The 11,688-nt window shown below is 61.8% G+C and carries 13 protein-coding genes; 12 read left to right on the top strand and 1 reads right to left on the bottom strand.

From position 1 onward, the window contains the following. Positions 1-76: 76 nt before the first annotated feature. The 12 genes from nhaA to LU684_RS08920 all read left to right on the top strand — a co-directional run bounded on the left by nhaA (position 77) and on the right by LU684_RS08920 (position 11,182). A complete protein-coding gene (gene nhaA / locus LU684_RS08975) occupies positions 77-1,438 on the top strand; it encodes a Na+/H+ antiporter NhaA (RefSeq protein ID WP_024717420.1) in 1,362 nt (453 codons plus the stop codon). A 131-nt stretch (positions 1,439-1,569) separates the two neighbouring features. Continuing rightward, positions 1,570-2,928, top strand: coding sequence for a chloride channel protein (locus LU684_RS08970; RefSeq protein ID WP_016488081.1), 1,359 nt, complete (start codon positions 1,570-1,572; stop codon positions 2,926-2,928). 196 nt (positions 2,929-3,124) lie between these two features. Then, positions 3,125-3,544, top strand: coding sequence for a helix-turn-helix domain-containing protein (locus tag LU684_RS08965; RefSeq protein WP_016488082.1), 420 nt, complete (start codon positions 3,125-3,127; stop codon positions 3,542-3,544). A gap of 209 nt (positions 3,545-3,753) precedes the next feature. Continuing rightward, a complete protein-coding gene (locus LU684_RS08960; RefSeq protein WP_016488084.1) occupies positions 3,754-4,089 on the top strand; it encodes an integrative conjugative element protein, RAQPRD family in 336 nt (111 codons plus the stop codon). Next, complete coding sequence (locus tag LU684_RS08955) at positions 4,076-4,315, top strand: TIGR03758 family integrating conjugative element protein (protein WP_016488085.1); 240 nt, start codon at positions 4,076-4,078, stop codon at positions 4,313-4,315. Before LU684_RS08960 ends, LU684_RS08955 begins: the two co-directional genes overlap by 14 nt. Positions 4,316-4,330: 15 nt before the next feature. Beyond that, positions 4,331-4,708 (top strand): TIGR03745 family integrating conjugative element membrane protein, encoded by a 378-nt coding sequence (locus LU684_RS08950; protein ID WP_016488086.1) that lies wholly within the window; start codon positions 4,331-4,333, stop codon positions 4,706-4,708. Positions 4,709-4,715: 7 nt separating this feature from the next. Beyond that, a complete protein-coding gene (locus tag LU684_RS08945) occupies positions 4,716-5,117 on the top strand; it encodes a TIGR03750 family conjugal transfer protein (protein ID WP_016488087.1) in 402 nt (133 codons plus the stop codon). Further along, the gene (locus LU684_RS08940; protein ID WP_016488088.1) at positions 5,114-5,752 is read left to right on the top strand and encodes a PFL_4703 family integrating conjugative element protein; all 639 of its coding nucleotides are present in this window, start codon (positions 5,114-5,116) and stop codon (positions 5,750-5,752) included. Before LU684_RS08945 ends, LU684_RS08940 begins: the two co-directional genes overlap by 4 nt. Continuing rightward, positions 5,752-6,558: a TIGR03749 family integrating conjugative element protein gene (locus tag LU684_RS08935; RefSeq protein WP_016488089.1), complete on the top strand. Its 807-nt coding sequence runs from the start codon at positions 5,752-5,754 to the stop codon at positions 6,556-6,558. Before LU684_RS08940 ends, LU684_RS08935 begins: the two co-directional genes overlap by 1 nt. After that, complete coding sequence (locus LU684_RS08930) at positions 6,548-8,056, top strand: TIGR03752 family integrating conjugative element protein (RefSeq protein WP_016488090.1); 1,509 nt, start codon at positions 6,548-6,550, stop codon at positions 8,054-8,056. The genes LU684_RS08935 and LU684_RS08930 overlap by 11 nt, the downstream gene beginning before the upstream one ends. Then, positions 8,019-8,438 carry a TIGR03751 family conjugal transfer lipoprotein gene (locus LU684_RS08925; RefSeq protein WP_016488091.1) on the top strand — a complete coding sequence of 140 codons (420 nt, stop codon included), beginning with the start codon at positions 8,019-8,021 and terminating at the stop codon, positions 8,436-8,438. Before LU684_RS08930 ends, LU684_RS08925 begins: the two co-directional genes overlap by 38 nt. Further along, positions 8,438-11,182, top strand: coding sequence for a conjugative transfer ATPase (locus tag LU684_RS08920; RefSeq protein ID WP_016488092.1), 2,745 nt, complete (start codon positions 8,438-8,440; stop codon positions 11,180-11,182). The genes LU684_RS08925 and LU684_RS08920 overlap by 1 nt, the downstream gene beginning before the upstream one ends. 39 nt (positions 11,183-11,221) lie before the next feature. On the opposite strand, the gene LU684_RS08915 is transcribed toward LU684_RS08920, so the two are convergent. Next, the gene (locus LU684_RS08915; protein WP_016488093.1) at positions 11,222-11,524 is read right to left on the bottom strand and encodes a hypothetical protein; all 303 of its coding nucleotides are present in this window, start codon (positions 11,522-11,524) and stop codon (positions 11,222-11,224) included. Positions 11,525-11,688 lie beyond the last annotated feature (164 nt).

Here is an 11,688-nt window from a genome sequence, read left to right as displayed (position 1 = left end):
GTGCTAGCTGCACGGCGCAGTGAGGCAGGTTAAACAACAACGCTGGTCGGGCCGCCATGCGGGAGCCATTGCGCCTATGCCCCAGAAAGAATTACCTCGAGCCCAGGAATTGGCCGAACGGGCCTTTGCCAACTTTGAACGCTTTCTTCATATCGAAGCCGTCAGCGGCATTGTCCTTCTCGTGGCCGCACTCGCCGCGCTGGTCTGGGCGAATTCCCCGGCGGCGGAAAGTTATGAGCATCTTTGGCACACCCCGCTGACACTCGGCATCGGTTCGGTGATCTACGCCAAATCCCTGCATTTCTGGATCAACGATGGCTTGATGACCATCTTCTTCCTGGTCGTAGGCATGGAGATCCGTCGTGAGATTCATGAAGGCGCACTCGCCAGCCTGCGCCAAGCTGCTTTACCGATGGCGGCGGCAATCGGCGGTGTGGCCGTCCCTGCGCTCATTTACCTTGGTTTTGGCCATGCCCCCCAGGAACAACAAGGCTGGGCCGTGCCAACAGCCACCGACATCGCTTTTGCCGTGGGTGTACTGGCACTGCTGGGCAAATCGATTCCTTCCAATGTCCGCGTCTTCTTGCTCGCCCTGGCGATAATCGATGACATTATCGCAGTGCTGATCATCGCCCTATTCTACTCTGGCGGCCTCGATTACAGCGGCTTCGCGGTGGCTGCGGTTGGGCTGCTGCTGGTCATGGGATTGCAGAAAATCGGCGTGGGTAGTGCATGGGCCTACATCCTCCCGGGCGCCATTACCTGGCTGGGTATGCTGATGACCGGTGCTCACCCGACGCTTGCCGGTGTTGTGCTAGGTCTGATGACTCCAGTAACGGCGATGCCCATGCGCGAGCGTCCGCTGGATGCTGTCAGCCGTTTTACCAGCGAGCTGCTGGGCAATGCCAAGGCACCCGAGAAGGATGCCAGCGATCTGATGGACCCGTTGAAACGTCTGCGCTCAGCGCAACGCGAACTGGTACCTCCGGTAGTACGCATACAAGGCCTGCTGCACCCTTGGGTGGCATTTGGCATCATGCCGTTGTTCGCCTTGGCCAACGCTGGGGTGAGCCTGTCGGGCGCTGACCTTTCCGCCGAAACATCACGCTGGGTAATGATGGCAGTGGCCGCCGCCCTGATCGCAGGCAAACCGTTGGGAATCGTCAGCGTCAGCTGGTTGATGGTCCGATTGGGCTGGTGTGCACTCCCGGCCGAAGTCAACTGGCGGGGCATCATGTTGATCGGTCTTTTGGCAGGCATAGGCTTTACCATGTCGATCTTCATTGCCAACCTTGCATTCGTCGATCCTGCAGCGCTCGGCGCCGCCAAATTGGGGGTGCTGTCCGCTTCTGTCATCGCCGCAGCGCTGGGTTTGACGTGGGGTGTAATCGCCATGCGCAACCGTTCTTCAACTGGCGAGGTCCGGTCGACGTCATAACAAAACGGCGGATGTCTGGCAGATGCGAGATGACTCGCCTGCCAGACTGTGCGTGAGTACCACCTCGGTCGGGTATGCCCGCTCGACAAATCACGCCATACTCTCTGTCTGTTCCCATCACATGACAAACAATGGCCGATTTGAAAACCGCCACCCCTTCTTCCAGCACTTCATACTGGCGAGAATGGCGACAACGCCTGGCATTCTGGATCGGCGCACTTCTGGTCGGGCTGACGGCGTTGGCATTCGCGTGGCTGGCCGACGCCGCGTTCGCGTCGTTCAGGTGCTTGCTTGAATGGGCGCCTTGGTCCCCGTTGCTGATCACGCCCTTCGGTTTCGCGCTGCTGGCGTGGCTGACACAGCGCTGGTTTGAAAATGCCAAAGGCAGCGGCATTCCCCAAGTCATCGCCGCCCTTGAAATGCCCTCCCGCCGTTTACGAGCCAGATTGCTTTCACTGCCAGTCGCCGCTGCACGCATGAGCCTGACCCTCGGTGCACTCCTAGTTGGGGGCTCGGTAGGACGGGAAGGCCCAACCGTTCATATCGGGGCCGCCGTTTTGTATGCCTTCGGCCGCCGGCTGGGCCTACATGGGCGACGCACGATCGCTGGACTGATCCTCGCCGGCGGCGCCGCAGGCATTGCCGCAGCCTTCAACACGCCATTGGCCGGGGTGGTCTTTGCCATTGAGGAATTGAGCCGCACGTTTGAGCAACGTTTCAGCGGACTGGTGCTAACGGCAGTGCTGATTGGCGGCGTCGTGACACTGGGCCTGATGGGACACTACGCCTACTTTGGCGAAATCGGTGGACGGATGCCAACTGGATGGGGTTGGAGCGTGGTCCCTGCATGCGCAGCACTGGGCGGGTTGCTGGGAGGTTTTTACGCGAAGCTGGTGCTGCCCACCGATCACGGCATCCTCGGCCGTGTCTGCGGGCTGCGCAGTCGATATCCAGTCCGTTTCGCGGCCCTCTGCGGCTTTACTCTAGCAATACTGGGGTTGGTTTCCGGCAATCACGTGTTCGGTACCGGATATGAAGAAACGCGCGCCCTGCTTGGGGCACAACCCGTCACCGATCCAAGTTTTTTGCTGTGGAAATTTCTGGCCAACGTCGTGTCCTACCTCTCCGGTATTCCTGGCGGGCTGTTTTCACCTTCGCTGAGCATAGGCGCGGCGTTCGCGCCACTGCTGTCGTTGATACCCGATGTTGACCCGCAAGCATGTGCATTGCTGGGTATGGGGGCCTATCTGGCCGGCGTGACACGCTCACCGCTCACTGCCTCCGTCATAGTCCTCGAACTGACCCACAGCCCCGACCTTGCCATACCCATGCTCGCGACCACACTGATGGCTACCGCCATCTCGGGCTGGATTTCACCTGTCTCGCTCTACCATGCACTCGCGCGACAAATTATCGACAAACTGCACGCGTCCGGACGAGAATCGAACGACGGCACCGTTACGCAAATTCAGCTTAACGAAAAACCGTGAATCGCGTAGACATGACGCTGTAACCGGGGGGCGACTTCAATTGCTCACCCAAGTAGTTCAATGACGCAGGTTGTTGAGGGCCGATCTGCCACAAGCCAAGAATGCTCGTTGCAACGGTCGCGTCCAGTCATTTGCGCCAATCAACGTCGATGAGACGACAAGGTCGCTATACCTGCCTTATGTCTTAGGTAACTCAATGACACTAAAGTCATCGTTCGCTAACGTGCTTCGAGTACTACGCAGTCACCGCAACATCACCCAACGCGGATTTGCCGACACGACCAGCCGCACCTACTTGTCCAAGCTCGAATCCGGTAGATCGAGCCTCACGCTGGACAAACTTGAGAAGCTTAGCGAGCGATTGGAAGTGAGTCCCTTGACGCTGGTGGCTTTGACGCTGAGCGAGGATACAGGGCAGACGGCAAATGAGCTGATCGTCAGGACTAGGAGCGAGATTCGAGCACTTGAGTCAGAGGGTCGAATTCCTGGACTACAGGCCACACTGGGGGATGATCTAGCTGAGACTGCTTTGCCGGCCAACTCACGCAATCCCCGAACGAAAATGCCTTCGCGCGCACCGTGCGCACTTCAGGCGGAGCTGTCATTCTCCGAGTAATGCCTGGCTAGCCGTTCAGGTGCTCGCTGCAGCACTCGTAAGACCTCAGCACCAGCAGGTTCTCATCCTCCCTCAATGCCTTAACTTCAGGCTCACCCCGCTCCCTGCCCAACCTCGCCAGAAAACGAAACGCCGAGAATCCTTTTAACTCGTGCGTCAACTCCCCCGCGCAGTAATGGTGACGACCAGAGACCGCTCTGGAGCCCGCCATGAGGACATATGCCTTCCCGTCGCTTTTGATTTGTCTGGCAGCACTTCCGGCTGTCGCACAGGAAAGTCGCGAGCGCTCAGATCTGGGACTCGTGCAACGACAGTTCACTGCCATCGAACAGTTGGCCGATCGTGCCGAAAGCGGCTCAGACGACGCCGCAGGAACGCGCTATCGCTTCGACTATCCGAGGTTTACGGCGGACCTCGAACGAATACGTGAAGGCATCCATAAATACTTGTCGCCCTCCCGCGCTCAGCCAGCTGACCAGGTCGAAATGACCGGTCAGTATCGAGTTGATGCGCCTCACTCGAGCCCCTCCGATGAGCATGACTGACGCTCAACTCAGCGCGTTCTCGGCCGTGGCCGGCTTTGCCCCGCAACTCAGTTCGGTGCTGTGGCGCTCCTCGGTGCTGGTGTTGGCGTTGCTCTGGTGCACCTGGGCACTGTGGACCGGCTACCGCGGTTGGGCGGCCGGCAATCTCAATTTCGGTGCGCTCGGCGGCAGCACGCTGCGTCTGGCCCTAGCCCTGATCGTGCTGATGTTTTTCATGCTGTCGTAGTCTGGAGACCCTGCCATGAAACTCTCCCGTCACTGCCTCCTTCCGCTGCTCCGGCTGCGAGCTATCTATACAAAAGCCCTGTTCGGCGGCTCGGTGTTGCTGAGCTCGACGCTGGCCAGGGCTGATCTGCCGACCATGGAAGCCCCCTCCCGCGGCGAGGGCTCAGGCCTGATCGACACCATCAAGAACTACGCCTATGACGGCGGCATCCTGCTCGGTCTGTTGATCGCCACCCTCGCCTTCCTGGGCGTGGCTTGGCATTCGCTCACCGTCTACGCCGACGTGCAAAACCAGCGCAAGACCTGGAAGGACCTCGGCGCCGTGGTCGGCGTCGGCGCGCTGCTGGTGGTGGTGATCCTGTGGTTCCTCACCAAAGCTGCGACGATCCTGTGAGGTTGCCATGTCCGACGTCCCTGCCACTCTCCCAGACGGCACGCTGACCTTCCTGCCGGAACGCCTCAACCGCGACCCAGCCGTCCTGCGCGGCCTCACCAACGACGAGATGTGGGTCGCGCTGATCGTCGGTGCCGTACTAGGCCTGATTCTCGGCGCACCGCTGGCGGTGGCCACCGCCTCCATCGCCACCCTCCCCACCTGCATGTTCCTGTGCATGGCGCTGGTGCTGCTCGGTGGCGGCAAGTTGCTGCGCCGGGCCAAGCGTGCTCGTCCAGAAACTTGGCTGTACCGACGCCTGCAGTGGCAGCTGGCTGTGCACTGGGGCATCAGCAGTCACTACCTGATCCTACACTCCGGCCCGTGGACGGTCCGCCGTACGCGCCGACCTGCGAGGCCCACCCCATGAGCCGCTTCCGCAACAAGGTGGATGCGCAGCAGGCGCACATTCTCAGCCTGCGCCTGGCCGTGGCCGTGCTGGCGCTGCTGTGCACCGGACTCTGGTATGGCTGGCAGTCCGCACCATCCGAACTGACCATTCACGTACCACCGGACTTGCGCTCCGGCAGCACGCGCAAATGGTGGGATGTGCCGCCGGAAAACATCTACGCCTTTGCCCTGTACATCTTCGGCCAGCTTAACCGTTGGCCCACCGACGGCGAGGTCGACTACCACCGCGCGATCTTCGCCCTGCAGCCCTACCTGACACCCGCTTGCAAGACGTTTTTCGATGGCGACTTCGAGTACCGCAAGGCAGCCGGCGAACTACGTGGCCGCGTGCGCGGCGTGTACGAGGTGCTGGGTCGTGGCTACAGCGATGACCCCGACCTGCGGGTAAAGCAGCTGGATAAGCACAGCTGGCTGGTCAAGCTCGACCTCAATGCCGACGAGTACTACGCCGCCGAACCGGTGAAGCGCGTCGTCGTGCGCTATCCGCTACGCGTAGTGCGCTTCGACGTCGACCCCGAGCACAACAAATGGGGCCTGGCCCTGGACTGCTACGAAGGCACACCGCAGAAGCTGACGCTGCCTGGAGGTGCATGATGATGCGTTTCTTGATCTTGATGCTGGTGTCGGTGGCCGGGTGGTGTTCAGCCGCAGCCGCCGTCGAGGTCAAATACTGGGACCGCCTGCCGCTGGCCGTGCCGCTGACGGTGGGTCAGGAACGTATCCTGATGCTGGATGAGGATGTTCGCGTCGGGCTACCCAGCGCGATCACCAGCAAGCTGCGTGTGCAGTCAGTCGGCGGCACGGTGTACCTGCGTGCGTCGGAAGCCCTCCCTCCTACCCGCCTCCAATTGCAGTCGGTGAAGTCGGGGGACATCATCCTGATCGACATCGAAGCGCTCGAAGGTAATGAGTCGCTGGAGGCGGTCAAGATCGTTGCCCAGACTCAGGCCCCGGACGAGGAAACCGCGAAGGATGCAGCCCCCGCAGCGACGCCGGTACCGGTGGTGCTGACTCGCTACGCGGCGCAGAACCTCTATGCGCCGCTGCGCACCGTGGCGCCCTTGCCCGGTGTGCGTCGAGTCCCGCTGGACGAGTCCTCAGGGTTCAGCACACTGCTGCCGACCGAGCACGTATCCATAAAGGGGCTCGCCGCCTGGCGGCTGGGCGACTATTGGGTGACGGCGGTGAAGATCGTCAACCGTGGGTCGGCCAAGGTCAAGCTGGACCCGCGGCACCTGCAGGCCACGCTGTATGCCGCCACCTTCCAGCACGAATACCTGGGGCACGCTGGCACACCTGAAGACACCACCGTGGCGTACCTCGTCACCCGCGGCGGCGACCTGAGGCACGCGCTGTTGTTGCCACCGCCAGCGCCGGAGGCTGCCGATCATGAAAGCTAACGGTTTGCTGAAATGGCTGGTACCGGCGGTCCTGCTGGGAATTGTGCTGATCATCGGCAAATCCTGGGTGGCGGCGCCGGATGGTCAACCTGCCCATGATCCCGAAAACACCGCACTCAGCCCGGACCAGGCCAAGGCCCTCGGCATTGCTGGCGACACGCCGCGCGACACCGTGGCCACGCTGATTGGCCAGGTCAAGGCGATGCGCAGCGAGATGCTGTCACTGAAGAAAGGTAACGAGACGCTGCAGACCGAGAACAACCGCCTGCGCACGCGCGAAGGCAACATCGACAGCCGCATTCAGAGCACGCTGAGCAGTGTCACCCAGCAGGTCACCGAGCAGCGCCAACAGGCCAACGATGCCCGGCAGAAGGCCGAGCAACAGCACCGCGAGACCCAGGGTTTGCTGTCCCGGCTCAAGGACCAACTCACCAACAAGCCGCCCGCGAAGTCCGAAATACCTGTGGGCTTCGGTCTCGAGCCGGGTGACGAGCAACAATTCTCCGGGGCACAACTGCCGGCGGATGCGGTGCAGTGGATCGAGCCATCGAATGCCCGTGCCGGCCAGGAGGGCACCAGCAAAGCTGAGGGACCGTTGTCGTCGCTGACGTCGAAATTCAAAGACCTGCATGGCCTAGACAACAACGCGATTGACCGCGGCCAAGACCATCTCCGTGCCGTGGCCAAAGGCGAGCACGACCTGGAAGGCACTCAGGACCGGGCCGAGGGTGCCAAGCCCCTCTACACCATCCCGGAGAACTCGACCCTGATGGGCTCGATCGCTATGACCGCGCTGATTGGCCGCGTGCCGGTGGACGGCACGGTGAATGATCCCTACCCGTTCAAGGTACTGGTGGGACCGGACAACCTCACCGCCAACGGCATCGATCTACCGGACGTGGTCGGCGCGGTCATGAGCGGTACCGCGGCCGGCGACTGGACCTTGTCCTGCGTGCGCGGCCAGGTCGAGTCGCTCACCTTTGTCTTCAGCGACGGCACCGTCCGCACGGTGCCGCAGCCGCAGAAGGTGATCAGCCGCAACCGCGCCAGCACCCAGACCTCGGACACCGAAAAGATCCGCGGCGGCCTCGGCTACATCTCCGACCCTTACGGCATTCCCTGCATCGCCGGCGAGCGTCGCTCCAACGCCCAGCAGTACCTCGGCAGCCAGAGCCTGATCACCGCTGCCGGCGCTGGATTTGCAGCAGCGCTGGGCAGCGAACAGACCAACACCTCCTTCATCAACTCGGCCAGCGGCAGCTTGGGGCTGAGTCAGAACAGTGGCAACAGCGCACTGAACTCGGTCATCAGCGGTGGCATCGGCGACATTCGTGACTGGGTCAACAAGCTCTACGGCGAAGCGTTTGCCGCCATCTACGTCCCGCCGGGTGCCAAGGTGGCCTTGCACCTGGATCACGAAATCAGCATCGATTACGAACCCAAAGGCCGGAGAGTGAATCATGAAAGCCCACCCGTTTCGGTACTGGACCTGGATTAGCCTGCTGCTTTGCCTGCACCTGGCGGGCTGCACCACCAGCAAGGACGAAATGCTGCCCCACGGCGACCACACCATGCTGGATATTTGGAACAGCGGCGGCGCCGTCGGTACGCAGCAGCAGTTGCAGGAGGCCCGCGATGAGCTGCGCCGGCCAGTGCTTGATCCCGAGCGCCTGATCAAGGACCAGAGCGCCTACACCCGCACAGCCGCCAACGAGATCCGCGCCCAGTTCCCACGCCTGCCCAACCCTGATCTGGTGATGTACATCTACCCGCACCTGGCCGGTACCCAACAGACGCCCGTGCCCGGCTATTCGACCGTCTTCCCGTTGTACGAGAAGGTCCAGTATGCGCTGCCCGGCGAACGCTTGGACGATCTGTGATGGATGATGATGTAGATCGCACCCCGCCGCGCTGGAAGCCCTGGCGCGCGGCGCAGCGTCGGCGCGCAACACGTGCGGATGAGGCTGCACAGTATGCGCACAACCCCAGTTTCACCGACCACTTGCCCTGGGTCGAATACCTTGAGGAGGAGCAGTGCTTTCTGCTCGACGACAACCGCTCGGTCGGCGCCGTGTTCGAGTTGCAGCCGATCGGCACCGAGGGCCGTGAGCCGGAATGGCTGACGGCAGCGCGCGATGCGTTGGAAGATGCGCTGCAGGACAGCTTCGACGAGTTCGACCAGGCGCCATGGGTGGTGCAGTTCTTCTGCCAGGACGACAGTGACTTTTCCCCGTACCTGGAACGCTTGGAGCAATACGTTGCACCCCGAGCGACAGGCACACCCTTCACCGCTGCCTTCCTTGCTTTGATGCAGCACCACCTCGAAACCATTGCCAAACCGGTTGGGCTGTTTGACGACCCTGTCGTGTCGCACCTGCCCTGGCGCGGCAGCAATCGGCGGATTCGACTGGTGGTCTATCGCTGGCTCGGTGACCAGGCCGACGACGACGGGCAAAAACCCACTCAGCTGTTGGAAAGAACCTGTGACCGCCTGGTAGCGTCGTTGCAGGCCTGCGGCGTCAATCCTCGCCGGCTGACGGGGCGGGATTTCTATGCGTGGTTGCTGCCCTGGTTTAACCCGGCACCGACCCTCACCGGTGAAGCACCAGCAGCGTTCTATCGACGGGTGCCCTACCCGGAGACCGATGACGGCGAGGGCCTATCGCTGCCGTTCGACCATGCCTTTGCCGAGCGGCTGTTCTTCCAGGAGCCACACTCGGACAGCGAGCAGGGGCTGTGGTATTTCGATCAGCAGCCGCACGCGGTGATGGTAGTCGACAAGCTGCGCAGGCCGCCCCTTATCGGCCAGCTGACCGGCGAGACCCGCAAGGGTGAGGCGCTCAACGCCTTGTTCGACCAGTTGCCGGAGCAGGCCATCCTGAGCCTGACCTTGGTGATCACGCCCCAGGATGTGCTCGAGGAGCAGCTCAACCGCCTGGCGCGCAAAGCAATCGGCGAAAACCTGGCCTCGACCCAGACTCGCCAGGATGTGGAAGAGGCCCGCGCGCTGATCGGTCGCCAGCACAAGCTGTACCGCGGTACTTTGGCCTTGTACCTGCGCGGCGCCGATGAACAGCAATTGCGCCAGCGCTCGATCCAGGCAGCCAATGTACTGCTCGGCGCCGGCCTGCAACCGGTGCGCGAGGGCGATGAGGTGGCCGCGTGCAACAGCTACCTGCGCTGGCTGCCGATGGTCTACAACCCCGCACGGGATAAACGCAATTGGTACACCCGGCTCTTGTTTGCCCAGCATGTGGCCAACCTGCTGCCGCTGTGGGGACGCAGCATCGGTACCGGCAACCCGGGCATCACCTTTTTCAATCGGGGTGGCGCGCCACTATCGTTCGACCCGCTGTCACGCTTCGACCGTTCCATGAATGGTCACCTGCTGTTGTTCGGCCCGACTGGCGCCGGCAAGTCGGCCACCCTGGTCTCGATTCTGATGCAGATCATGGCGGTGTACCGGCCGCGGCTGTTCATCGTCGAAGCCGGCAACTCCTTTGGCCTGCAGGGCGACTACTTCGCCACCCTAGGTTTGACCGTCAATAAGGTCCAACTCAAACCGGGCAGCGGCTTGAGCCTGGCCCCTTTCGCCGATGCCCGCCGACTGATCGAACGCCCCGACCAGGTCGCCAGCCTGTCGACCGAGGTCCTGGATGAAGACGCTTCGGGCAGCGACGAGCAACGCGATGTGCTGGGCGAGCTGGAGATCACCGCCCGCCTGATGATCACCGGCGGCGAAGCCAAGGAAGAGGCGCGCCTCACCCGGGCAGACCGCAGCCTGATTCGCGAGTGCATTCTCGACGCCGCCAGGCACTGTGCGGCCAGCGATCAGCAGGTCATGACGCGCCATGTCCGTGATGCCCTTCGCACGGTAGCCAGCGACGCCCACCTGCCCGACAAACGTCGCGAGCGGGCCCAGGAAATGGCCGAGTCCATCGACCTGTTCTGCCAAGGTTTCGAGGGTGCGCTGTTTGACCGACCAGGCACCCCTTGGCCGGAAAGCGATGTCACCATCGTCGACCTCGCCACCTATGCCCGCGAGGGCTATGAAGCGCAGATGTCGATCAGCTACATCAGCTTGATGAACACCGTGAACAACCTTGCCGAACGCGACCAGTACCTCGGTCGTCCGATCATCATGGTCACGGACGAAGGCCACATCATCACCAAAAACCCGCTGCTGGCGCCCTTCGTGGTCAAGGGCACCAAGATGTGGCGCAAGCTGGGTGCCTGGTTCTGGCTGGCGACGCAGAACCTGGCCGACTTCCCCGATGCGGCGCAGACCATGCTCAACATGATCGAGTGGTGGATCTGCCTGAACATGCCGCCGGCAGAGATCGAAGAGATCGCGCGGTTCAAGAAGCTCACGCCGGCACAGAAGACTCTGCTGCTGTCGGCGAGCAAGGCCTCGGGCAAGTACACCGAGGGCGTGGTCTTGTCCAAGCAGCTGGAGACGCTGTTTCGCGCGGTACCACCAAGCCTGTACCTCGCCCTGGCCATGACCGAGCCCGAAGAAAAGGCTCAACGCTGGCGACTGATGGAAGAACAGCGCATCACTGAATTGGAAGCCGCCCTGAGCATCGCGGCGGAAATTGATCGGCGACGGGGTATAAAGCCGTAATCCAACAGCACGTGTCCTCAGCGGGGCGAACAAAGGCATTCAGCCTTGTTTTGATAGAGGGCTGTCTCCGGTGGAAGCATGTTCGAGGGATATCCGTCTGGCACGCCCAACGCCCCATGCCAACGCCCGCGTCATCGATTCGCCGGGTCGCGAGTCAAAAGCCTCCTCATGTACCGCCATGCCCTGTGGCGCGTATACGCCAATGAACATTTGCGTACTGCCGGTACGCGACAATCGCACCTGGACGTCGATAAAGGTTCCGTCGTCAAGGGTCTCGTCATGAGTGCGATGATGGAGCGTTTGATCCGCCCAATCCCAAAACACATCACCGCGAATTCTCATGTCGCCTCCTATAACTTTAGTTTTATACGGAGCGTGTAATGCCACGATAGCGAACGCCCCCCATTTCGCAACCGCCTATACCGGCCCTGAAAGGTACCGTCTGACAAGAGGTCAACGCCAGCTGCCATTTTCGAAATAAATCGCTAATCAACTGGTCATAATGC

Source organism: Pseudomonas sp. NMI542_15 (assembly GCF_021283425.1).
Taxonomy (GTDB): Bacteria; Pseudomonadota; Gammaproteobacteria; order Pseudomonadales; family Pseudomonadaceae; genus Aquipseudomonas; species Aquipseudomonas fortuita.
This window is presented reverse-complemented; position numbering and strand designations above follow the sequence as displayed.